General features: G+C 68.2%; 19 protein-coding genes. 11 read left to right on the top strand and 8 right to left on the bottom strand.

Annotated elements, in window-relative coordinates:
- Positions 1–5: 5 nt before the first annotated feature.
- Both RIN43_RS06470 and RIN43_RS06465 read right to left on the bottom strand, forming a co-directional pair.
- Entirely contained in the window at positions 6–683 is a 678-nt protein-coding gene (locus RIN43_RS06470; RefSeq protein ID WP_309128065.1) for a GntR family transcriptional regulator, read from the bottom strand.
- Between the two features lie 32 nt (positions 684–715).
- On the bottom strand, positions 716–1,669 hold the full coding sequence (locus RIN43_RS06465) for a carbamate kinase (protein WP_309128064.1): 954 nt from the start codon (positions 1,667–1,669) through the stop codon (positions 716–718).
- A 140-nt stretch (positions 1,670–1,809) separates the two neighbouring features.
- Here RIN43_RS06465 and RIN43_RS06460 point away from each other — a divergent pair, with 140 nt between their 5' ends.
- The 5 genes from RIN43_RS06460 to RIN43_RS06440 are packed head-to-tail and all read left to right on the top strand — an operon-like array spanning position 1,810 to position 8,006.
- Positions 1,810–2,811 (top strand): DUF2877 domain-containing protein, encoded by a 1,002-nt coding sequence (locus RIN43_RS06460; RefSeq protein WP_309128063.1) that lies wholly within the window; start codon positions 1,810–1,812, stop codon positions 2,809–2,811.
- Positions 2,811–3,416 (top strand): ankyrin repeat domain-containing protein, encoded by a 606-nt coding sequence (locus tag RIN43_RS06455; RefSeq protein WP_309128062.1) that lies wholly within the window; start codon positions 2,811–2,813, stop codon positions 3,414–3,416. Before RIN43_RS06460 ends, RIN43_RS06455 begins: the two co-directional genes overlap by 1 nt.
- A gap of 20 nt (positions 3,417–3,436) precedes the next feature.
- Positions 3,437–4,984 carry an acyl-CoA synthetase FdrA gene (fdrA, locus tag RIN43_RS06450; protein WP_309128061.1) on the top strand — a complete coding sequence of 516 codons (1,548 nt, stop codon included), beginning with the start codon at positions 3,437–3,439 and terminating at the stop codon, positions 4,982–4,984.
- Positions 4,984–6,408 carry a DUF1116 domain-containing protein gene (locus RIN43_RS06445; protein WP_309128060.1) on the top strand — a complete coding sequence of 475 codons (1,425 nt, stop codon included), beginning with the start codon at positions 4,984–4,986 and terminating at the stop codon, positions 6,406–6,408. Before fdrA ends, RIN43_RS06445 begins: the two co-directional genes overlap by 1 nt.
- Complete coding sequence (locus RIN43_RS06440) at positions 6,405–8,006, top strand: hypothetical protein (RefSeq protein WP_309128059.1); 1,602 nt, start codon at positions 6,405–6,407, stop codon at positions 8,004–8,006. The genes RIN43_RS06445 and RIN43_RS06440 overlap by 4 nt, the downstream gene beginning before the upstream one ends.
- Before the next feature lie 105 nt (positions 8,007–8,111).
- Here RIN43_RS06440 and secA read toward each other — a convergent pair whose 3' ends face one another.
- Entirely contained in the window at positions 8,112–10,886 is a 2,775-nt protein-coding gene (secA, locus tag RIN43_RS06435) for a preprotein translocase subunit SecA (RefSeq protein ID WP_309128058.1), read from the bottom strand.
- 210 nt (positions 10,887–11,096) lie between these two features.
- Here secA and RIN43_RS06430 point away from each other — a divergent pair, with 210 nt between their 5' ends.
- Both RIN43_RS06430 and RIN43_RS06425 read left to right on the top strand, forming a co-directional pair.
- Positions 11,097–11,750: a PadR family transcriptional regulator gene (locus RIN43_RS06430; protein WP_309128057.1), complete on the top strand. Its 654-nt coding sequence runs from the start codon at positions 11,097–11,099 to the stop codon at positions 11,748–11,750.
- Between the two features lie 63 nt (positions 11,751–11,813).
- Complete coding sequence (locus RIN43_RS06425; RefSeq protein ID WP_309128056.1) at positions 11,814–13,151, top strand: hypothetical protein; 1,338 nt, start codon at positions 11,814–11,816, stop codon at positions 13,149–13,151.
- 91 nt (positions 13,152–13,242) lie between these two features.
- Here RIN43_RS06425 and hpf read toward each other — a convergent pair whose 3' ends face one another.
- From hpf to mtrB, 4 genes are all read right to left on the bottom strand, one after another.
- A complete protein-coding gene (gene hpf / locus RIN43_RS06420; RefSeq protein WP_309128055.1) occupies positions 13,243–13,902 on the bottom strand; it encodes a ribosome hibernation-promoting factor, HPF/YfiA family in 660 nt (219 codons plus the stop codon).
- Positions 13,862–14,671 (bottom strand): phosphoribosyltransferase family protein, encoded by an 810-nt coding sequence (locus RIN43_RS06415; RefSeq protein WP_309128054.1) that lies wholly within the window; start codon positions 14,669–14,671, stop codon positions 13,862–13,864. The genes hpf and RIN43_RS06415 overlap by 41 nt, the downstream gene beginning before the upstream one ends.
- Before the next feature lie 97 nt (positions 14,672–14,768).
- Positions 14,769–16,463, bottom strand: coding sequence for an LpqB family beta-propeller domain-containing protein (locus tag RIN43_RS06410; protein WP_309128053.1), 1,695 nt, complete (start codon positions 16,461–16,463; stop codon positions 14,769–14,771).
- Between the two features lie 2 nt (positions 16,464–16,465).
- A complete protein-coding gene (gene mtrB, locus RIN43_RS06405; RefSeq protein WP_375163719.1) occupies positions 16,466–18,040 on the bottom strand; it encodes an MtrAB system histidine kinase MtrB in 1,575 nt (524 codons plus the stop codon).
- On the opposite strand from mtrB, the gene RIN43_RS06400 reads away from it, so the two are divergent.
- Entirely contained in the window at positions 18,003–18,143 is a 141-nt protein-coding gene (locus tag RIN43_RS06400) for a hypothetical protein (RefSeq protein ID WP_309128130.1), read from the top strand. The genes mtrB and RIN43_RS06400 overlap by 38 nt on opposite strands.
- On the opposite strand, the gene mtrA is transcribed toward RIN43_RS06400, so the two are convergent.
- Positions 18,130–18,816 carry an MtrAB system response regulator MtrA gene (mtrA, locus tag RIN43_RS06395; protein ID WP_309128052.1) on the bottom strand — a complete coding sequence of 229 codons (687 nt, stop codon included), beginning with the start codon at positions 18,814–18,816 and terminating at the stop codon, positions 18,130–18,132. The genes RIN43_RS06400 and mtrA overlap by 14 nt on opposite strands.
- A gap of 164 nt (positions 18,817–18,980) precedes the next feature.
- Between mtrA and RIN43_RS06390 the strand changes: the two genes are divergently transcribed.
- The 3 genes from RIN43_RS06390 to RIN43_RS06380 are packed head-to-tail and all read left to right on the top strand — an operon-like array spanning position 18,981 to position 22,248.
- Complete coding sequence (locus RIN43_RS06390) at positions 18,981–20,375, top strand: hypothetical protein (RefSeq protein ID WP_309128051.1); 1,395 nt, start codon at positions 18,981–18,983, stop codon at positions 20,373–20,375.
- A complete protein-coding gene (locus RIN43_RS06385) occupies positions 20,348–21,025 on the top strand; it encodes a DUF4129 domain-containing protein (RefSeq protein ID WP_309128050.1) in 678 nt (225 codons plus the stop codon). The genes RIN43_RS06390 and RIN43_RS06385 overlap by 28 nt, the downstream gene beginning before the upstream one ends.
- Positions 21,022–22,248, top strand: coding sequence for a DUF4350 domain-containing protein (locus RIN43_RS06380; protein ID WP_309128049.1), 1,227 nt, complete (start codon positions 21,022–21,024; stop codon positions 22,246–22,248). The genes RIN43_RS06385 and RIN43_RS06380 overlap by 4 nt, the downstream gene beginning before the upstream one ends.
- Positions 22,249–22,291: the final 43 nt, after the last annotated feature.

The following is a 22,291-nucleotide window of genomic DNA, read 5'->3' as shown; positions in this document are numbered from 1 at the left end:
TCGTGTCAGATCGTCCTCACGGCGCGGATCGCGCCGGTGCGCAGCGCCTCCGCATGGGCCAGGCGCTCGCGACGGCTGCTCTCGATGTGAGCGAAGGCCAGGTCACTGGCACGCTCGCCATCGCGGTCGCGGATGGCCTCGTACAGGGCGACGTGCTCCTCAGCGATGTGCTGCAGGTCGTCATGCTGCGCCAGCGCCCATCGCAGCCGGCTGCGGATACTGCTCATCAGCTCTCCGAGCAGACGGTTATCGGCCAGCTCGACGACGATCTCGTGGAAATCGGCCGCAGCGCGCCGGGATACGACACTGTCGGCCGTGCGTGCGCTCTCCTGCTCATCGTCCAGCGCGGCGCGGAGCCGTTCGAGGCCGTCACGCCGATGGCGTTCTGCTGCGAGGCGGAATGCCATCGGCTCGAGAACCTGCCTGACCTCGTCGAGGTCGGCCAGGTCGGTGGGGGTGAACTCGCGGACGATCGCCCACGTGCGAGGACGCAGCTCGACCAGGCCCTCGGCCTCGAGCAGCTTGAGCGCGTCGCGCACCGGGACGCGGCTGACCCCGAACTCCGCCGCCAGATCCCTCTCGATCAGCCTGCTGCCGGGCTGCCTGTTTCCGTCCACGATCGCGTCGCGCAACCACTCGGCCACCCTGGTCGACTCAAGCACGCGCTCTTCTGCTATGGTCACCGCATCATCCTCGCATGTCAACGCAGGACGGTTCAGCCCTTCTTGGCCGGTGCCTTCTGCACCCAGCGGATCCCCTCCTCCAGGCTCGGGACGATCTCCGTGCCTATCCTGCGCGCGAGCAGGTCGTCCAACCGGTCGAGGGGGCCGATCAGGGTACGTCCGCCGGCGCGGGCGACGCGGATCGCCGCATCGATCTTCGGCTGCATCGAGCCCTCCGCGAACTTCATGGCGGCGACCGCATCCGCGGAGGCCGTGTGGATGTCGCGCTGCTCGGGCGTGCCCCAGTTCTCGCTGACATAGTCGCCGTCGGTCAGCATGATCAGCGTGTCGGCGCCGATGTCGGCTGCCAGCGCAGCGCTGGCGAGATCCTTGTCGACCACCGCCTGCACGCCGATGTGGCGCCCCTTCGAGTCCTCGCGCACGGGCACTCCGCCGCCGCCGACGCACACCGCGAGACTGCCGGATTCGAGCAGCCGGCGGATGAGCGGGGCTTGGACGATCGCGATCGGGTTGGGCGACGGGACGACGCGGCGGAAGGCGTTGCCGTCCTTCGCGATCGTCCAGCGGTACTCGGCTGCCGCTTCGGCCGCGTCATGTGCCGAGTACTGCGGGCCGATGAGCTTGGTCGGGCGGTCGAAGGCCGGGTCGCTCTCATCGACGACGGTGGTTGTGATGATGCCGGCCACCTCGCGCTCACCGCCGAGTGCGTTCGACAGCTCCTGCTGCACGACGTAGCCGATCATGCCCTGCGTCTCGGCGCCCAGGATGTCGAGCGGGTATGCGGCGACGTCCTGGTACGCGAGGTTCTGCAGAGCCAGCAGGCCGACCTGGGGCCCGTTGCCGTGCGTGATGACCAGCTCGTTGTCGCGGGCGAGGTTGGCGAGGGCTTCGCAGGTGGACCTGACGTTGGCTCGCAGGTATTCGGCGGTCATCGGCTCGCCACGACGGGCGAGGGCATTGCCCCCGAGTGCCACTACGACGCGCATGAGTTCTCCCTTATCGGCGGTGATGAATCACTGGTATGCCATATTTGTGAATGGTATGCCATTAATGGCAATGGTATACCGTAGAAGACAGGAACGAAGGCTGGGCGCACGAACCCGCGCGCAGCCTTGGAGAGAAGACGATGACCCCCGTCGCAGCCCCCGTCGCCTTTTCGGCGATGACCTGGGATGCCGCGCTTGAGGAGACGCTCTCACGCGCGACAGGCCGCCCTTCGGCGACCACCTCGACCGGCTCGGTCTACTCGGTGCACCGACGTGCGGTGAACGTGCTTCTCGTCGACCGGCTCATCGCCGTCGTCAGCGCTGAGCTGGACGACGCCCCTTGGAGCATCCGCCTCTCCCCCGCCGACTGGTCTCGCCTGGACCTCAGGCCCGGAGCGGCCGCCCATGCCGAGCCGGACGGCATTCGCCTCGCCACGGCCGACGGCGAAGTGCTGATCCGCCTTACCGGGGGGATCGCGTGGACGCCGTACCAGGCTGATCTCGGTCACCTCGAACCGGCCGACCTGGTCTGGGCGCTCGACCTGCTCGCTCCCTACCGTGAGACCGCACCGCAGACGCCGTTCGGACGAGCCAGTGCAGCGCTGCTCACGGCGGGAGTGGACGGTCTGAGGGAGGCGATCCTCGACGTGTTCCGTGTCGGCATCGATGGCATCCCCGCGTCGATGGACCGGCTCATCGGGCTGGGCGAAGGCCTCACCCCCTCCGGCGATGATGTGATCACCGGCTTCGCCTTCGTCGCCGCTCAACGGGGCATGGCGCTGAACCGGGTCGTCCCGTCGCTGGCGGCCTCGGTCCGCTCCCGCGCTTCGCACACGACCGCGCTGAGCCTCGCCACCACGTCCTCCGCTCTGGAGGGGCGTGGTCGCCAGCGCATGCACGACCTCGCCCGCGCCGTGTCGGCGCTCGATGCCGACGCGCTCCGTGACGCGGCGGGAAGGACCCTGGCGATAGGCCACAGCTCGGGTGCTGACATGCTCACCGGCATGCGACTCGCGCTCGAGCTCGAGGCGAGAGTCCGGGCGACGGCATCCGCCCCACGCCGACCGCAAGTCCCTCCCCTGACCCCGCCGGTACACCGGCCACACCCTGTGACGCGCTCACCCAAGAAGGAGAACACCTGATGACAGACAACACCGCTGATTTCCGCTACCTCGAGGCGGCGGCCGCCGGCGATCTCGACGGTGTGCGCGCAGCCCTCTCCGACGGAGCCGACAAGGACGCCATCGACCACGAGGAGGCCACGGCTATCCTCCGCGCTGCCCGCGGCGGGCACCTCGAGGTCGTGCGCGCGCTGATCGCCGAAGGCGTCGACATCGACGCGCAAGATCAGACCTGTTCGAACCCGTTCCTGTACGGCTGTATCAACGACGATCTCGATCTCGTGAAGACGATGATCGAAGCGGGTTCCGATCTCAAGCGCCTCACCCGCATGGGCGGCAACGGCCTCACCCCCGCGGCCGAGAAGGGGCACCTCGAGGTGGTGCGGTACCTCCTCGAGAACACCCGCATCAACGTCAACCTGACCAACAACCTCGGCTGGACGGCGCTCATCGAGACGATCATCCTCGGCGACGGCGGCCCCGTGCGCCAGCAGATCGTCGAACTCCTGCTGGCTCACGGCGCGAAGCCGGGGATGCCGGATCCGTGGGGCGTGTCGCCCGCAGAGCTCGCCCGTCAGCGCGGCTACGACGAGATCGCCCGCATCCTCGAGAGCCACCAGGCCTAAACCTCCCCGAAAGGACACCGATGACCAGGCACATCGAAATCAGGAAGAACACCTATCTCGACTCCGTCTCGCTCATGTCGATGAGCACCAAGGCGAATGCGGTCGAGGGCGTCACGCAGGCGCTGCTGGGCATGGCCACCCCGATGAACAAGGAGGTGCTCCACGGCGTCGGCGTTCAGGACGCCGCCATCGATGAGGCGAAGCCCAGCGACCTGATGATCGTCATCGACGCCTCCGACGAGGCCATCGAAGCGGCCGTCCAGGCCGTCGACGACATCCTGGCCCGCAAGGACAGATCCGCCACTGGAGCCGCGGAAGTGCGCTATCGCACTCTCGACGGTGCCTTCGCAGAGGTGGCGGACAGCAACCTCGTCCTCATCTCGGTGAACGGCGCCTTCGCCGCGCGGGAGGCGCGCAAGGCTCTGAACGCAGGCAAGCACGTCATGATCTTCTCCGACAACGTGCCCGTGGAAGAAGAGCTCTCGCTGAAGCAGCTCGCTCACGAGAAGGGCCTGCTGGTCATGGGGCCCGATTGCGGCACCGCCATCATCAACGGCGTGGGGCTGGCATTCTCCAACGCCGTGCGACGGGGCAGCATCGGCATCGTCGGCGCCTCGGGCACCGGAAGCCAGGAGCTGTCCGTGCGCATCCACGACTTCGGCGGCGGTGTGTCGCAGCTCATCGGCACCGGTGGCCGCGATCTCAGCACCGAGATCGGCGGTATCTCGATGATCGACGGCATCAACGCACTCGACGCGGATCCCGAGACGAAGGTCATCGCCATCGTCTCGAAGCCCCCGGCGGAAGAGGTCGCCGAGAAGGTGCTCGCCGTCGCCGGTGCCGCCTCCAAGCCCGTTCTGGTCACCTTCCTGGGGTCGGACCGGACCGAGTCGGGATACGAGAACGTGACGATGGTGCAGGGCACCAAGCCGCTCGCGATCGCCGCCGTCGTCGCCTCCGGCATCGACGAGTCGACCCTCGACAAGCACCCGCTCAACATCCCGTTGATCGAAGAGGTGCGCGCCAAGCTCGCCCCGGAGCAGAAGTACGTCCGCGGTCTGTTCTGCGGCGGCACGCTGTGCGATGAGGCGATGTTCGCGGCGCTGGACAAGTACGAGAACGTCTACTCGAACATCCAGAAGGATGAGGATCGCAAGATCGGCGCGACGGATGCTTCGCGCGAGCACACCTATCTCGACATGGGTGACGACGACTTCACCAACGGCCGCCCGCACCCCATGATCGACCCGTCTCTGCGCCTGCAGCGCATCGTCGAGGAGGCCGACGACCCCGAGGTCGGCGTCATCGCCATGGACTTCGTGCTCGGCTACGGCGCGCACGAGGACCCGGTGGGCGTCACCATCCCTGCGATCACCGAGGCCAAGGCCAAGGCCGCTGCGCGTGGTCAGCACCTCGAGATCCTCGGCTACGTCCTCGGCACCGACCTCGACACACCTGCCCTGGCGGACCAGGTGGCCAAGCTCGAGGCCGCCGGCGTGACCATCGCCTCCTCCTCCACCAACCTCGGGCTGCTTGCCCGCGAATTCGTCGCGAAGGGTGACAACTGATGAGCGTCAACGAACTGTTCTCCACCGACCTGAGGCCGGTGAACCTCGGCCTCGACATGTTCGCCGATGATCTGAGGAGGCAGGGAGTCGACCCTGTCCTCATGGACTGGACCCCGCCGGGAGGCGGCGACCCCGAGGTCATCGCCGCGTTGAGCGTGCTCGAGGACCCGGTGACGGCGTCGAAGATCGATGAGGCCAACCAGGTCGCGCTCGAGCGCATCCTGTCGTCTCAGCCGTTCCTGGAGGGATTCGGGCAGGCGATCGACACGATTCCCGGCATGACGAAGAAGACGATCCTGCATGCCGGACCGCCCATCGAATTCACCCGGATGTCGGGTCCGATGAAGGGTGCCGTGACCGGTGCACTCGTCTTCGAGGGCCTGGCCGCGGACCTCGACGAGGCTTTCGAGCTTGCAGCGTCCGGCGAGATCACATTCTCGCCCTGCCACGAGCACCAGTCCGTCGGCTCGATGGCCGGAGTCACGAGCGCGAGCATGTGGGTGCACAAGGTGACCAACCGCACGCACGGCAACACCGCGTTCACCAACCTCTCGGAGCAGCTGTCGAAGATCCTGCGCTTCGGCGCCAACGACCAGTCGGTCATCGACCGACTGAACTGGATGCGCGACGTGTTCGGTCCTGTCCTCGCCGGTGCGATGGCGCTGAACGAGGAGGGCCTCGACCTCCGCCTCATGCTGTCCCAGGCCCTGCACATGGGTGACGAGGCGCACAACCGCAACGTGGCCGGCACGACCCTGCTCATCCAGGCGCTCGCTCCGTACATCCTCGAGACCGACTTCACCACGAAGGAGAAGCGGCAGGTCTTCGACTTCGTCGCCTCCTCCGACTACTTCTCGGGTCCGACCTGGATGGTCGCGGCGAAGGCGTCGATGGACGCCGCGAACGGCATCGAGAACTCGACCATCGTGACGACCATGGCCCGCAACGGCGTCGACTTCGGAATCCGCGTGTCAGGCACGGGCGGTCAGTGGTTCACGGGACCGGCTCAGCAGGTCGTCGGCCCCATGTTCGCCGGGTACACCCCAGAGGACTCAGGTCTCGACATGGGCGACTCGGCCATCACCGAGACGTTCGGCATCGGCGGGTTCGCCATGGCGGCGGCTCCCGCGATCGTCGCGCTCGTGGGCGGGACGGTCGACGAGGCCATGGGATACTCGCGCACGATGAACGCCATCACGACAGGCAACAATCCGAACATCACCATCCCCGCGCTCGATTTCATGGGTGTGCCCAGCGGCATCGACGTGCGCAAGGTCATGGAGACCGGCATCCTGCCGATCATCAACACCGCCATCGCGCACAAGGATCCGGGGATCGGCATGATCGGTGCGGGCATCACGCACCCGCCGGTAGAGGCCTTCCAGCAGGCGCTTCGCGCCCTCGCGGACGTGGTGAAGCCGTGACCGCCGTCGCGCCCGCCACCACGGGCACCCAGCTGAAGTGGTGGAAGAAGGGTGACATCGCCGCATTCTTCGCGCTGTTCACCAACAACCTCACCAACATCATCACCTTCACGGCGCTGCTGACCCTGGCGGGCCTGCCCTCCGAGATCGTGGTGGGCCGGATCGCCCCGGCCTTCGGCCTCGCGATCCTGATCACCTCATCGATGTACGTATGGTTCGCCCGTCGCCTCGCCGCGAAGGAGGGCCGCGACGACGTGGTGGCGCTGCCTTCGGGTCCCAGCGCGCCGTCGATCTTCACCGTCACGTTCCTGGTCATCCTGCCTGTGTACTCCACCACGCAGAACGCCGAGCTGGCGGTCGGAGTGGGCCTGGTCTGGGGCTTCCTGGAAGGCCTGATGCTGTTCGTCGGGTCCTTCTTCGGCGACGTTCTCCGTCGAACCGTGCCGCGCTCGGTGCTGCTCGCGTGCCTGGCGGGTCTCGGACTGCTGCTGCTGGCGATGAACCCCATGCTGCAGAGCTTCCAGTTCCCGGTGGTCGCATTCATCGTGCTGGTCCTGGTGTTCATGAACTGGTTCGGTCGCGTGCCGTTCCTGGGCAAGGTTCCCACCGGTCTGCTTCTGCTGCTGGTCGGCAGCGCGGCGGCGTGGGCCTTCGGGCTCCAGAGCCCTGAAGCGGTGCAGTCAGCGCTGGCGAACGCTGGCTTCAACCCGCCGCAGGTGGCGGTCGGCACCTTCATCGAGGGCCTGGGACACTCGGCGCCCTACTTGGCGTCAGCCGTTCCGCTCGCGCTGGCGAACTACGTGTTCGACCTGGAGAACATCGAGGCGGCCGAGGCGGCGGGTGACTCCTACAAGGCGCGCCCGGTCATGCTCGTGAACGGCTCTGCGACCATGATCGGCGCTCTGATGGGCAACCCGTATCCGGTGACTGTCTACATCGGCCACACGGCGTACAAGGAGATGGGCGCGGGCGTCGGATACACGATGCTCAACGGCATCACGATGTTCCTCATGGGGCTGTTCGGCCTCAGCGCCGTCCTGCTGTCCATCGTTCCGCTGGCCGCCATCGCCCCGATCCTGATCTACATCGGGGTCGTCACGGCCGGGCAGGCGGTGCGCGAGACGCCGAAGGTGGAGATGCCCGTCGTGTTCGTCGCGCTGTTCCCCTGGATCGCGAGCTGGGCGAACAGCCTCGTGAACAACGTGCTCAAATCCGTGGGGACAAACGCCGGCGAGGTGGGTGCCGATGCGCTCAATGCGGCGGGCACGTATTACACCGGCATCAGCCACCTCGGCAACGGCGCGCCGCTGTCGTCGCTGCTGTGGGGCATGATCGCGGTGTTCGCCATCCGCAACCGCTCCGTGAGCGGCGCGATCGTGGGCGTGATCGCCGCCGTCGTGTCGTTCTTCGGCGTGATCCACGCCCCGGTGCCGCGTCTCGCCGACCTGAGCCAGGGACTGGGTGATCCTCAGGTCATGTTCACCGTGGCGTATCTGATGGTCGCGGCCCTGTTCGTGGCGAAGTGGATCCAGGACCGAGTGACGAAGGACAAGGCGGTGTTCTCGCCGTCGGACGAGATCACCATCGCCTCGGTCTGACAGGCGGACGAGGGTGTCCGGGACGACTCCGCTCCCTGACACCCCGCCGACACTGGAAGAAGCCCGGATCCCCATGGGGATCCGGGCTTCTTCCAGTCCGATAGGTCAGCGCTTCTTCTTGTTCTGCGCCCTGCGCTGCTCGCGATTGCCCGCCGGCTGCTCGGGGGCGTCGGTCTTCTGTCCGAAGGCGCCGCGTGCCTGCTCAGCGGGCTCCGCCGCCTGCCGCATCCTCGTGGTGGCCGCCTGCTGCACCTGACCGCGCTCGTTGCGCACCTCGACATCGCCGGAGTCGTTCGGCGCCGAGTATTCGAGCTTCTGTTCGGGCTGTGCGTCGACGAGCCCCTTCGCCTCGACCTCGGTCTGGTCGGCACCAGCGCGCCGCACCTCGACCTCGAGGTTGTACAGATACCCGACCGACTCCTCCTTGATCTGGCCCATCATCGACTGGAACATCGAGTACCCCTCGCGCTGGTACTCGATGAGCGGGTCGCGCTGCGCCATGGCGCGAAGACCGATGCCGTCCTTGAGGTAGTCCATCTCGTAGAGGTGGTCGCGCCAGCGACGGTCCAGCACCTGCAGCACGACCCGGCGCTCGAGCTCGCGCGTCGCCGCCTCGCCGAGCGACTCCTCGCGCTTCTCATAGGCGATCAGAGCGTCCGAGAGCAGCTCGCGCTTGAGTCCTTCGGCGCTGATGCCGCCCTTGCGGTCGCCCGCTTCCGAGACCACCTCGTCGATGGTCACGCCCACGGGGTAGAGCGTCTTCAACTCCGTCCACAGAGCGTCGAAGTCCCAGCTCTCCGCATGGCCCTCGGCGGTGTGGTCGTCGACGATCCCGCCGATCGCGTCCTCGATGAAGTGCCGCACCCGGCCGGCGATGTCGTCGCCGTGCAGGATGTGACGGCGATCGGCGTAGATGGCCTCACGCTGGCGGTTGAGCACGTCGTCGTACTTGAGCACGTTCTTGCGCATCTCCGCGTTGCGCGCCTCGACCTGCGCCTGTGCGCTGCGGATGGCGCGGCTGACGAGTCCGGACTCGATCGGCACGTCGTCCGGGAAGTTGGTGCGGGCGAGGATCGCCTCGGCCGCACCCGACTGGAACAACCGCATGAGGTCGTCGGTGAGGCTCAGGTAGAAGCGGCTCTCGCCCGGGTCCCCCTGACGGCCGGACCGACCGCGGAGCTGGTTGTCGATGCGGCGCGACTCGTGGCGCTCCGTACCGAGCACGTAGAGACCTCCCGCGGCGGCGACCTGCTCGCCCTCCTCGGCGACCTGCTTCTTCATCGCCTCGTAGGTCTCGTCCCAGGCTGCCTCGTACTCCTCCGGAGTCTCCTCGGGGTCGAGCCCCTTCGACTTGAGCTCCTGTACAGCGAGGAACTCGGCGTTGCCGCCGAGCATGATGTCCGTACCGCGGCCGGCCATATTGGTGGCGACCGTGACCGCGCCGAGCTTCCCGGCGCGTGCGACGATCTCGGCCTCTCGGGCGTGGTTCTTGGCGTTCAGGACCTCGTGCTTGACGCCCTTCTTCGCGAGCAGGCGGGAGAGGTACTCGCTCTTCTCGACGCTGACCGTGCCGACGAGCACGGGCTGACCCTCCGCGTGCCGCTCGACGATGTCCTCGACCACCTGGGCGAACTTCGCCTGCTCGTTCTTGTAGACGAGATCGGGCTGATCCTTGCGGATCATGGGCTTGTTCGTCGGGATCGGCACCACACCGAGGTTGTACGTCGACATGAACTCGGCCGCCTCGGTCTCGGCGGTGCCCGTCATACCTGCGAGCTTCTCGTAGAGACGGAAGTAGTTCTGCAGGGTGACGGTCGCGAGCGTCTGGTTCTCGGCCTTGACCGGCACGCCCTCCTTGGCCTCGATGGCCTGGTGGATGCCCTCGTTGTACCGGCGGCCGACGAGGATGCGTCCGGTGTGCTCGTCGACGATCATGACCTCGTCGTTCATCACGACGTAGTCGGTGTCGCGTTTGAAGAGTGCCAGAGCCTTGATCGAGTTGTTCAGGAACGAGATCAGCGGTGTGTTCGCAGACTCATACAGGTTGTCGATGCCGAGGTAGTCCTCGACCTTCTCGATGCCGGGCTCGAGAACGCCGACGGTGCGCTTCTTCTCGTCGACCTCGTAATCCTCACCGGCCTCGAGAGTGCGCGCGATCTTGGCGAACTCGGTGAACCACCGGTTGGCCTCCCCCGAGGAGGGACCCGAGATGATCAGCGGCGTGCGGGCCTCATCGATGAGGATCGAGTCGACCTCGTCGACGATGGCGAAGAAGTGCTCGCGCTGGACGAGATCCTCCTTGCGCCAGGCCATGTTGTCGCGCAGGTAGTCGAAGCCGAACTCGTTGTTGGTGCCGTAGGTGATGTCGGCCGCGTACTGCTGCCGTCGCACCTCGGGTGTCTGGCCCGAGACGATCGTGCCCGTCGTCATGCCCAGCGCGCGATGCACACGCCCCATGAGCTCGGACTGATAGCTCGCGAGGAAGTCGTTCACCGTGATGATGTGCACGCCCTTGCCGGCGATCGCGTTGAGATACGACGGGAAGACGGCGACAAGCGTCTTCCCCTCACCGGTCTTCATCTCGGCGATGTTGCCGAAGTGCAGGGCCGCACCGCCCATGATCTGCACGTCATAAGCGCGCATGCCCAGGGTGCGGCGGGCGGCTTCGCGCACGGCGGCGAACGCCTCCGGCATCAGCTGATCGAGGGTCTCGCCCTTCTCGAAGCGTGCCCGCAGCTCGGCCGTCTCATTCCGCAGCTCGTCGTCGGTGAGCTTCTCGAAGTCCTCTTCCAGCGCGTTCACGGCCTTCACGACCTGCCTCAGCCGGCGCAGGATGCGTCCTTCGCCTGCGCGCAGCAGCTTCTCGAGAGGATTCGCCACGGATGTCTCCCTTGGATACTCGGGTGCCGACGATGTTCAGCGCCGGGCATACCGTGCCATGTTACCGGCCCGTGACCTGCGGACGCTGACCATACGGGCACGCTCGCCACGCTGAGCGCGAACGGACACGCCGGGGTGGTGATTGCGCGCTGCCGGGTTTACCGATACCCATATACCGGGAAATGCAATACCCGGAATGATCGGAGCACGATGTCCGTCCGCCACAGCCTGCTGGCCATCCTCGATCAGGGACCCTGCTACGGCTACCAGCTACGCACCGAGTTCGACCGGCGCACAGGGTCCACGTGGCCGCTGAACGTGGGTCAGATCTACAACACCCTGGAGCGCCTGGAGCGCGACGGAATGGTCGCGAAGGGCGACGTCGACGTGCAGGGGCACGTGTACTACCGCATCACGGATGCCGGTCGCCGGGAGGTGCGGGACTGGCTGGACGCCCCGGTCACCCCCGCGCCAGGCACCCGAGACGAGTTGACGATGAAGCTCGCTCTGGCTGCGACGCTTCCCGGAGTCGACGCCGCGACGATCCTGCAGCGACAGCACTCAGCATCCGTGGCGCGACTTGAGGCGCTGACAGCGGCAGCCGCCGATGAGCGGGAGACAAGCCTCGACGGACGGTCGCCGTCGCCGGGTGAGGCACTGGCGCGTCAGTTGGTCGCCGACTCTCTCGTGTTCCGGGCCGATGCCGAGGTCCGCTGGCTCGAGCACGTGGTATCGCGGCTGCGCGAGCATTCCCCGCAGGCCGTGGGGCTGCGCATAAACACGGAGAAGCCCCGGCGCGGCCGGCCACCCCGGACGCGGGCGGCCATGGCGGCTGCGTCCGGGGTGGCGCCGGCGGCCGGCTGATCGTTCGCCGAAGGCGCACCGGATGCCGCGCGCCCAGCGGCTCGGCGACCGTAGGATCGGAGTATGGCCGGTTTCTGGGGCAGACGTAGACGTGAACAGGAAGCGCTCGCGGCGCAGGATGCTGATCTCGCTCGGCGGGCGGAGCAGTCGCTGGTCGCGGCGGACGAGCGCATTCGCACGACCTCCGATGAACTGGTCTTCGCCCAGGCGGAGCTCGGCGAATCGCTGACGGCCGACCTCAAGGCGGCACTCGACGCGGTGCGCACGCACTTGCGCGAAGCGTTCCAGCTGCATCAGCTGAACCACGACGAGATCCCCGACACGCTCGAGGAGCTGCGTACCCGCAACGCGCGCATCATCCAGCTCTGTGAATGGGCGGAGAGCCTGCTCGACGAGAAGACCGGCGTTCTCGCGGAGACCATCGCGAAGGTGCGTCGCGCACCCGAGATCGTCGCGCAGGTGCGCGCGGATGCCGAAGCACTCGGCGCCCGCATCCCCCACGCGCGCGCCACGATCGAACGGCTTTCCTCGCGCTACGCGGAGTCCGCCATGCACCGGATCGCATCGGCGGCCGAGGAAGCCGACCAGCTCATCGCGTTCGCGACGCACGGTGCCGACGTCTCCGTCCGCCGTCGTGAGGCCAAGCAGAACGAAGAGGCCAACCTCGCCCTCGAGACCGCCACGGAGGCGGTGCGCCGTGCCGCCGCCATCCTGGATGCGGTGGAGGACTTCGAGATCGAGGCGCTGAGGGCCGAATCCACGCTGGCCGATGTCATCGCAGACTCCCGCGGTGACATCATCGCCGCGCGCAACGCTCCGCAGACGCCCGAAGTCACCTCGGCCGCGGCAGAACTCGAAGCCGAACTGCGCTCCCTCGCTCCGGCGGGTTCACCGAACGACCCGTTCGCAGAGCTCACCCGGCTGCGCTCTGCGAACAGCGCGCTCGACGACGCGATCGACAAGGCGCATTACCGTGCACAGCATCCGCTCCCCTCGCTGGAGCACGTGCAGCACTCGCTCGACGATGCGGACCGGCAGCTGGGTGTCGCACGCGGCCTCATCGCCGGGCACCGCGGCTGGATCGGCGCCGACGCGCGCACCCGCCTCGCCGAGGCGGAGCGTCTGCGCGTGGACGTGCCGAGGCTGCTTCCCGCAGAAGAGACCCGAGAGCAGGCGCTGATGGCGGCACGCCGAGTCGCGCAGCTGGCCTCGGAGGCGCTGCAGCTCGCCCAGCGTGACATCGACTCCAGCCGGCCCCAGGATCAGGGATGGGGCGGCGATGGCTGGGGCGGCGGAGGCGGCTGGGGCGGCGGACGTCGCGGTGGAGGCGGCGGCGACATCGTGAGCGGAGTGCTCGGCGGCCTCGTGATCGGCAGCATCCTGGACGGCATCTTCGACTGATCCCCACCATCGCTTTCATCACATCGCTGCGCGGAGCGACAGCACGAAGAGAGGCGCCCTCCCGTCAGGGAGGGCGCCTCTCTTCGCCCGATCAGGAAGCCAAGGCCTCCTCGGCGGGCGGAGTCTGAGTCGTCAGCGAGATCACGCCGTAGTCCCAGCCCTTGCGGCGGTAGACGACGCTGGGGTGGTCGGTGCGGGCATCGACGAACAGGAAGAAGTCGTGGCCGACGAGCTCCATGCGGTCCACCGCCTCTTCGACGGTCATCCACTCCGCGTCGAAGTTCTTCGTCCGGATCACGACAGGCGAGTACTTCTCGTCCTCTTCCTGCTGCACCGGAATCGCACCGGTGGCGACGGCGTGGAGCACGTCGGCCGACGCCGGCTGCACGTCGATTCCCGCGAGCGCCCCGCTCTCTTTCTCGAAATGCGCGCCGCGGGGATGATGACGCCCATCGATCCTCTTCTCCTTAGCGCGACGAAGCTGCTCCGCGAGCTTGTCGAGAGCGAGGTCCAGGGCCGTGAACTTATCGGCATCCTCCGCCTCGGCGCGCACGAGGGGGCCCTTGCCGAGAAGGGTCAGCTCGACGGTCTCATCGGGTACGCGCCCGTTGCGATAAGCACGATGGGTGACCTTGATATCAAGGCGCTGCGCCTTCGGTGCGAGCGTCTGGATTCGTGCGGTCTTCTCTTCGACAACTGTGCGGAACCGATCAGAGATCCCCACTCCGACGCCGACGATGCTCGTTTCCATCACTGCCTCCTTGTCCCGGTCCTCCCGGCCAAGGGCGGACCGTGGTCGCCTTGTGAACCCCTACCGTAGTCGCCGGAGCGGCTCCTGTCACTATCCGTTCACCAGATGTCTCACTCGTGTCGCCGCGGCGCGGAGTCTGCGCCAGGCACACCGCCCTCACCGCCTTCGCGCCGGACTCCCGCAGCGCCCGCGCCGCCTCGTCGAGGGTCGCTCCCGTGGTGACGACGTCGTCCACCAGCACCACTTCGACGCCGCGCGATGAGGCGGCGGAGAGCGCCGGCACGGCGTTCGCCGCGACGCGCATGCTCCCCGCCGCGTTCCGCGCCCTCTCGGCTCTCCCCAGAGCACGCTGATCGCCCGTGCGCCGTGCCGTGCGCAGCATCGGCACTGCACGGAACCCGGCGCGCCGCACCAGCAGCTCCGGCACGCGATAGCCGCGCCGTCGGAAGGCGGCACGGCTTGTCGGCACCGGCACGATCAGCCGCCCCTCGGAGCCCGACTCCACAAGAGCGCTACGCATCGTCCGCCCCAGCGGGCGCGCCAGCATCGTCGCCCCTTCCTCCTTCAGACGCCGGATGCAGCGCGCGGCGACACCCTGAAACGGCAGCGCCGCGTGCACCACCAGCCCGCCGGGAGTCGTCCGCAGGCAGGGTTCCGGGGCGAGCTGATCGAGGCAGTCCTCGCACAGCAACACCCCCGGCATCTCGCACCCTGGGCAGGTCGCCGCCAGCAGGAAGGCGAGCATGTCATGACCGATCGTCGTCAGCATCCGACGATCATGCGCCTCCGCGCACGCCGCGCAGTGTCGTGATCACACGCGGTGTGCAGAACCGGCGCCGCGCGGATGGCTGTGCACGGCGACGAGGTCAGTAGCCGGCGCGGGTGCCGAGCACCCGCGCTCCCACCACCGACTCCTGCCAGGACGAGCCGCGCTGCGCGTAGACCACGCCATCGGAGGTCAAGACGCGGATGGCGGCGTTGTTCTTGCCACCTGACAGCGACTTCGCGCCGGCCGGGGCGGTGGAGAAGGTCGCAGGGCCGCCGATGACATGGGTGATCAGCACGGGGTCGCTGGCGTTGGACAGCAGCACCACGGAGTCCGTTCCCATCCAGGCGAGCCCCTGCGCAGGGTCGTTCAGGCGCATGACCTCCCGCACGTCGCCGAGCCGTTCCGGCACACCGCCCTCCCCGCGCACGACCGCGGCGACGACGAGGTGACGCTGGCTGCCCGCCGTCACGACGGCCGCGACGCGGGCTCCGTCCGACGACAGTCGCAGATGGCTGATCGACGACGCCTCCGGCCACGCCTGCGCGACCGGGTGGCGGACCACCTCACCGTCCCACGCCTCGACGGCGGACGGGTCGCCTCGGGGCACCGTCCAGGTGAACCCGAATGCGTCGAGCGACGGCGCGATCAGACCGGCTCTGGCATCGAGACGATCGGTCGCGCCGTCGCGAACCGCGAAGACGGCGCCGGCCGCCATCTGCACCGCGGCCATCGAGCCGTCCAGCGCGACGTCGATCGCCGCGATCGGCTCCTGGATCTTCGCGATCTGCGCCGTGAGGGCCGGGATGGGCTTCAGCTCGTCGCCGACCGCCATGCCGAAGCTCTCCTGGCCGAGCACCAGCAGACCGTCGATCGCCGGCTGCGGGAACGAGACCGTGTCGGCCTCCAGCGGCGTGCCGTCTACGGTGAAGCGCACCTCGCTCACTCCCAGTCCTGACAGGCTGGCCTCGAGCTGCGTGCGCATGCGGGCCAGTGCCACGGGCGTCGCCGAGAGCGCGGCGCGGTTCAGCGAGACGGCTGCGACCTGCGAGGAGTCCACAGGTACGGCGTCACCGGCAAGCGCGATCTCCTCCGCGAACGCCGTCCGTACGGCTGGCGCGAGCCATTCGCTCGGCTCGCCCGAGATCAGCGCACGCGTGATCGTCGTCGCCATCGAGGGTCGTCGCGGGAACCACCGCACGTCGGGTACGAGGTGGCTCCAGCTCTGATCGAAGTACTGGAGGTTGTAGCGGCGGTACACCTGCTCGAGACTCGCCGCGTCGAGCACGATGCCGGGAGGCGCTTCCGCGATCCGCCATTCACCGCCCTCGGGGCGCACGAGCCGGAAGGCTCGTTTGGAGGTGCCGGTGGACGCGGTGTACGCGCCCGCCGTGTCGACGCTGGCGACCTGCTGCAGCTGCACTCCCACCATCGTCTCCGTGGCCGTCTCGTCCTCGGGGTCGACATCGACGTCGAACAGCCTGGACGACACCGACTCGTCGATCGCGACGCCTGCCTGCGGCTCCCACTCGTCCGCGAACTCATCGGTGAGGAACTCCTGCGCCGTCTCCCAGTCGCCCGCCGGCGTCACGGAGGCCTCGAGGAATCCGCCGACGATGTCCTCGGGGTCCGCGCCCGGCATCGGGCCCTGGGCGATGGGTGTGGGGTCGGCGATCTCCTCCTCCTCGCCGATGGGCAGGCCGGCGTTCACGGGTCCTGTCGTCGGCAGGCCCGTGCAGCCGGCGAGCACGAGAGCCAGCGCTCCTGTCAGCAGCAGCGCCCATGACCTTCGCATCCTCATGAATCCTCCCGATCGGATGCCGGCGGCCGCAGCACGATGGGCTCTGTGACGCTGCCGAGATCGGCGAGCGATTCCTGGGGCTGCACCGGCACCGGGCTGGGGCCGGCGAGCCCTCCGGGCCCGCGCGGGATGGTGAGTACGAAGTTCGTGCCCATGCCGAGCTCCGACCACACCTCCAACGAGCCACCGTGCAGCTTGGCGTCGCCCAAGGCGATCGACAGTCCCAGCCCCGTGCCACCGATCGTGCGTTTGCGCGACGGATCCGCGCGCCAGAAACGGTCGAACACGCGCTCGGCCTCCTCCGGCCGCATCCCCAGGCCGAAATCGCGCACGCCGACCGCGACCGCTCGCTGATCGCTGTCGACGGTGACCACGATCGGCCGTCCCTCGCCATGCTCGATCGCGTTGCCGACGAGGTTTCGCAGCACCCGGCGCACGCGACGGGGATCCATGTCCACCGGCGAATAGCCGCCGGGGGCGACCAGTCGCAGTTCGGTGCCGTGCACCGCGGCCAGTGGGCTCATCTGCTCGACGATCTCCTCGGCGAGCTGTGCGAGGCTGGTGGCCTCGACTTCGAGCTGCACGGATCCCGCGTCGTAGCGGCTGATCTCGAGCAGGTCGGCCAGCAGAGTCTCGAAGCGCCGCACCTGCGTGTGCAGCAGTTCGACCGTTCGCGCCGTTGTCGGGTCGAACTCGTGCTTCTGATCGTTGATCATCTCGGCTGCGAGGCTGATGGTCGTCAGCGGCGTGCGCAGCTCGTGAGACACGTCCGAGACGAACCGCTGCTGCACGAGCGAGAGCTCGGCGAGCTCCTTGATCTGCTGCTGGATGCTGTCCGCCATGGCGTTGAAGGAACGTCCGAGAGCGGCGAGCTCATCCTCGCCGTGCACAGGCAGGCGCACCTCCAGATCGCCGGCTGCGAGCCGCGAACTCGTCTCGGCCGCCTCGATGATCGGCGCCGAGACCGACCTGAGCACCAGCCACGAGATCGCCGCGACGATGGTCACCAGCGCGATCCCCGCCAGCCACAGCGTGCGCTGCACGAACATCAGGGTCTCGTCGGCGTCCGCGAGATCGTAGGCGATGTAAACCTCGTAGACACCCGCATCCGGCACGGTCAGCTGCTGACCGACCACGATGCCAGCTGTCTCGCCGCCGGTCGCCGGAAGCGGGATGGACTGCCACGCCTGGCTGCCCGGCACCTCTCTCACCCTGGTCTGCAGATCGTCGCTGAGCTGCTCTGCGGTGAGTCTGTTGACGAAGCCGTTGGGCGCGTACCCGTCGCCGTCGATCCTGGTCAGCAGCACCATGAAGCGAGACGACGACGCCGCCCTGCCCAGTTCCCCCTGCACCTCACGCCACAGCGCGGCCATCCTGGTGCGATCCTCGCCCACCTCGCTCGAGTCCAGGCGCTTCTGGATCTGCGCGACGGCGCTTCTGGCGTTCTGAAGGGCTTCGTCCTTACGGGACTCGAAAAGGTCGCTGCGGATGACGAGCGCCATGGTCACGCATGTGATGAAGATGGCGAGAGACGTGAGCAGCAATGTCACCGCGATCGTGCGGAAGTGCATCGATCGGCGCCAGACGGCGGCGATCCTGTCCGCCCATCGTCCCGGCAGTCGCCTCGTCGAGGTGCTGACGCGTGTCGCGTTCGTCGCGATCACCCCTGGCTGACGCTCCCGGCGCGGTAGCCGACTCCACGCACCGTCATCACGATCTTCGGGTTGTCCGGATCGAGCTCCACCTTCGCGCGCAGCCGCTGCACATGCACGTTCACCAGTCGGGTGTCGGCCTTGTAGTGGTAGCCCCACACCTGCTCGAGCAGCATCTCGCGTGAGAAGACCTGCTGCGGCTTGGATGCGAGCGCGACCAGCAGCTGGAACTCCAGCGGGGTCAATGCGATCGGGGTGCTGCCACGACGCACCTCGTGCGCGTCGACGTCGATGGTGAGATCGCCGACGCGCAGCACGTCTGCCGTGGTCTGCGGGGTGGGACGCAGTCGCGTGCGGATGCGGGCGACCAGTTCCTTCGGGTTGAACGGCTTGACCATGTAGTCGTCGGCGCCGACCTCGAGGCCCCTCACCACGTCAGCGGTGTCGCTGCGTGCGGTGAGCATGATGATCGGCACACCGGATTCCGCGCGCACACGCGTGCATATCTCGATGCCGTCCATCCCCGGCAGCATCAGATCGAGCAGCACCAGGTCGGGCCGTGAGGAGCGCCATTCGTCGACTGCACGTGCCCCGTCGGCACAGAACAGCACCTCGAATCCCTCCGTGCGCAGCACGATGCCGATCATCTCCGCCAGGGCGGTGTCGTCGTCGACCACGAGGATGCGTGAGGTCATTGTCGGCCCAGCCTCATCTTTCTCTCCCGAAGCGATCTGCTCCCCCGGCGCGACCGCAACTCGTTTCAGCCTACTTGAGAAACTCGTTCGCGCTCAGGAAGCGAGGGACGTGGATGCCGAGGGGCGATGTGCCACGATGGGAGAGCACACGGGAGGGAGTGCGGATGAGCGGCCAGACCTGGACACCGGCACCGAAGAAGGGGGCGATCCCTCTTCACCCGATGACATTCGGGATGCTGCTGGGCCGTGCATTCAGCGCCCTGCGCCACAATCCCAAGGTGCTGTTCGGCTTCGCCGTGACAGTGCAGTTCCTGGTGGTGCTCATCACGGTCGGCGTGATGGTGGTGGTGGCGATCTTCGTCGCGACCCGCATCGCGACTGTCCCGCCCAGTTCTCCCGACTACGGCCCTGTCGTCGCGGGATCGATCGCTCTCGGCATCCTGGCCGGTGTCGTCCTGGCGCTCGCCAGCGTGGCCTTCACTGCAGTGGTGCAGGGACTGGTCGCGGCGGACGTATCGTTCGCCGCCGTGTCGCGGAAGGCGACCCTTCGGCTGCTGTGGGATCGGGTGCGACCTGCGTTCTGGCGGCTGTTCGCGTTCTCGCTGCTGCAGGGCGTCGCCGTGCTGCTGTGGATCGCGCTGGTCTTCGGCGTCGTCTTCGGGCTCATCGCCGGTCTCGGCTTCGACAGTGGCGCGTCGATCGCGGTCGGCGTGATCGCCGGACTGCTGCTTGTGCTCGGCAGCATCCCCCTGTTCGTCTGGCTCTTCACCAAGCTCCTGGTCGTGCCCTCGGTCCTGGTCATCGAGCGCGCCCCGCTGCGCACCGCGCTGGTGCGCTCGTGGCGACTGATCCGCGGCCGGTTCTGGCCGGCCTTCGGCGTCATGTTCCTCATCAGCGCGATCATGGGCATCGCGATACAGGTGGTGAGTATCCCGGGATCGCTCATCGGCACCGTCCTCGGGGGGATCCTCGCGCCCACCGGTGGCGAGGACGCCGCGGGCGTCGTCGTCGTGATCGGCATCAGCGTGCTGTCGCAGGCGCTCGTGATCGCGGTCGGCGCCATCCAGCTGGTGGTGCAGGGCACAGGCGCCACGCTCATCTACCTCGACAGCCGCATGCGCTACGAGGGACTCGATCAGGCTCTGGTCCGCTATGTGGAGCACAGCGCGCTCGGCACGTCTGACGAGGAGCTCGGAGACCCGTATGCGGTCGATCCGGTTCGCGCGGTCAGCAGCGCCCCTCCCCCCGCGCAGACGCCTTCGTACCCGACGTACGCCCCGCAACCGCCGTACCCCGCGCAGGCACCCTACCCCTATCCCGGATACGCTCCGCAGCCGGGCCAGCGCGTGCAGCAGACACCGGGGTACGCCTCGCCGCCGTACGCCCCGCCGCAGCCGCACGCCCAGCCGCAGGCGACGGCACCGCACACGCAGCAGACGGGGTCGGGGCAGACACCCGCCCCGCCTGCACCGCCGATACCGTCCGCACCCCAGCGGACGTCGCCTGTGAGTGACCCAGCGTCACCGGATCCGTGGGCGCCACCCGGCGCAGGCACGTGATCGGGATGCGGTTCGCCGATGTCTTCGTGCCCGATGGGGACGAGGCGCGGCGCTGGGCAGAGGACGAGCTGTCGGAGCAGGCGTATCAAGCGGCGAAGCCGACCTGGTTCGATCGGATGGTCTCCGATGTCGTCGAGTGGTTCTTCGGACTCTTCAGCTCCGACGGCTCCGGCGCTGTGGCACCCTTCGCTGTGACGCTCATCGTCGTGGTCCTGGTGGCCGCACTCGTCGTGGCACTGCTGGTCTGGGGCAGACCCCGCGCCGAACGGGCCGTGCGCCGACGTGCGGAACTGCTCGGCGAGCGCGACGATCGCACGGCCGCCCAGCTCCGGGTCGAGGCCGAACGCCGTGCCAGGGAGCAGGACTGGGACTCCGCAGTCGTTCTGCGCTTCCGCGCACTCGCGCGAGGGCTGCTGGAGCGGGATCTGATCGACCCCGCCCCCGGCGCCACGGCCCAGGGCATCGCGCGTGAGGCGAATGCTCCCTTCCCCGGCTTCGCGGAGCGACTGCACAGCGCCGCCACCGCCTTCGACGCGGTGCGCTACCTGCGCAGTCCCGCGACCGAGTCCGACTACCGGCGGCTGGCGGAGACCGACGACGACCTGCGCGTCGCGACCCCGGCGCATCAGCTCGAGGCGGTGTCGGCGTGACTGTGACCACCGCTCCCCCGCCGACCGGCGCAGGCGGCCCGAGTCCGGAGCCGACTGCGGAGTCGACCGCGGCCCCGCGCCCACGAGGACGACGCGGACGCATTCTGGGCTGGCTCCTCGTCGTCGTTCTGCTGCTCGGAATCGCCGTGCTCTCCATGCGTTTCGTCGCGACTGCGCCCAGCCTCAGCGGCCCTCTGAACCCCGAGAGCCCCAGCCCCGGCGGCGCCAGGGCCCTGGCCGAGCTGGTGCGGCAGCAGGGGGTCGAGGTTCAGATCACGCGCAGCCGCGCCGACGCCGCCGCATCCGTCGACGGCCGCACGACGCTCGTGCTCACCGACCCGTACACGCTCACCGACGACGCCGCCGTTGATCTGCTCGACAGCGCCGAACGGGTCGTGCTCCTCACCAGCAGCTCCCGGATGCTGCGGTTGCTCGATCTCGGAGCGGACGCCCCGCTCTCCGCCGGAGCGCTGGATGCGGACTGCACCGTCGCGGAGTTCGCGCGTACCGGGTCGATCGAGCCCGAGCGGCTGTTCGATGCCGCTCCAGGAGTCGAAGCCTGCTTCCGGGACGGATCGGGCGCCGCGGCCCTGCTGCGGTTCACAGACGCCGGTCGCAGCGTCTCGCTCGTCGAGGGCTCGCGCCTCTTCTCGAACAAGGATCTCGCCCAGGACGGGAACGCCGCTCTCGGTCTCGCACTGCTGGCCCAGACCGACAGGGTCGTCTGGTACGTGCCGTCGTTCGAAGACAGCGACATCACCGGCGAGCAGTCCGAGACGCTCGGCACCCTGACCCCGGATTGGCTCACCCCGGCGATCGTGCTGCTCCTGCTCGCCGGCATCGCCGCGGTCTGCTGGCGAGCACGGCGCTTCGGCCCCCTGGTGGCCGAGTCACTGCCGGTGACGGTGCGCGCCTCGGAGACCATGCATGGCCGTGCGCATCTGACGGCGAAAGCCGGGGACTCCGCCCACGCCGCCGTCGCCATCCGCGAGGGGACGACCCTCCGGCTCTCGCGACGCCTGGGTCTGAGCCCGAGGGCCTCGGCGCACGAGGTCGCCGATTCGGCGGCCGACCGGCTGCGCGTGCCACGCGGCTCCCTGCACGAACTGCTCGCCGGCCCCTCACCCGCATCCGACCGCGACCTGATCGACCTCGCGCGCAAGCTCGCCGAGCTCGAGACGGCCGTCGACAACGCCTTCCACACCGAAAGGAACCTCCCGTGACCGACGAGAGCCTCCCCACCGCCACCCTCGACGACACCGCTCT

It is taken from the genome of Microbacterium sp. (assembly GCF_031178445.1).
Taxonomy (GTDB): domain Bacteria; phylum Actinomycetota; class Actinomycetes; order Actinomycetales; family Microbacteriaceae; genus Microbacterium.
This window is presented reverse-complemented; position numbering and strand designations above follow the sequence as displayed.

Coding starts and splice junctions, on each gene's coding strand:
- RIN43_RS06465 (WP_309128064.1), bottom strand. CDS start 1,669: ATGCGCGTCGTAGTGGCACTCGGGGGCAATGCCCTCGCCCGTCGTGGC.
- RIN43_RS06460 (WP_309128063.1), top strand. CDS start 1,810: ATGACCCCCGTCGCAGCCCCCGTCGCCTTTTCGGCGATGACCTGGGAT.
- RIN43_RS06455 (WP_309128062.1), top strand. CDS start 2,811: ATGACAGACAACACCGCTGATTTCCGCTACCTCGAGGCGGCGGCCGCC.
- fdrA (WP_309128061.1), top strand. CDS start 3,437: ATGACCAGGCACATCGAAATCAGGAAGAACACCTATCTCGACTCCGTC.
- RIN43_RS06445 (WP_309128060.1), top strand. CDS start 4,984: ATGAGCGTCAACGAACTGTTCTCCACCGACCTGAGGCCGGTGAACCTC.
- RIN43_RS06430 (WP_309128057.1), top strand. CDS start 11,097: ATGTCCGTCCGCCACAGCCTGCTGGCCATCCTCGATCAGGGACCCTGC.
- RIN43_RS06425 (WP_309128056.1), top strand. CDS start 11,814: ATGGCCGGTTTCTGGGGCAGACGTAGACGTGAACAGGAAGCGCTCGCG.
- hpf (WP_309128055.1), bottom strand. CDS start 13,902: ATGGAAACGAGCATCGTCGGCGTCGGAGTGGGGATCTCTGATCGGTTC.
- RIN43_RS06415 (WP_309128054.1), bottom strand. CDS start 14,671: ATGCTGACGACGATCGGTCATGACATGCTCGCCTTCCTGCTGGCGGCG.
- RIN43_RS06410 (WP_309128053.1), bottom strand. CDS start 16,463: ATGCGAAGGTCATGGGCGCTGCTGCTGACAGGAGCGCTGGCTCTCGTG.
- mtrB (WP_375163719.1), bottom strand. CDS start 18,040: ATGCACTTCCGCACGATCGCGGTGACATTGCTGCTCACGTCTCTCGCC.
- mtrA (WP_309128052.1), bottom strand. CDS start 18,816: ATGACCTCACGCATCCTCGTGGTCGACGACGACACCGCCCTGGCGGAG.
- RIN43_RS06390 (WP_309128051.1), top strand. CDS start 18,981: ATGAGCGGCCAGACCTGGACACCGGCACCGAAGAAGGGGGCGATCCCT.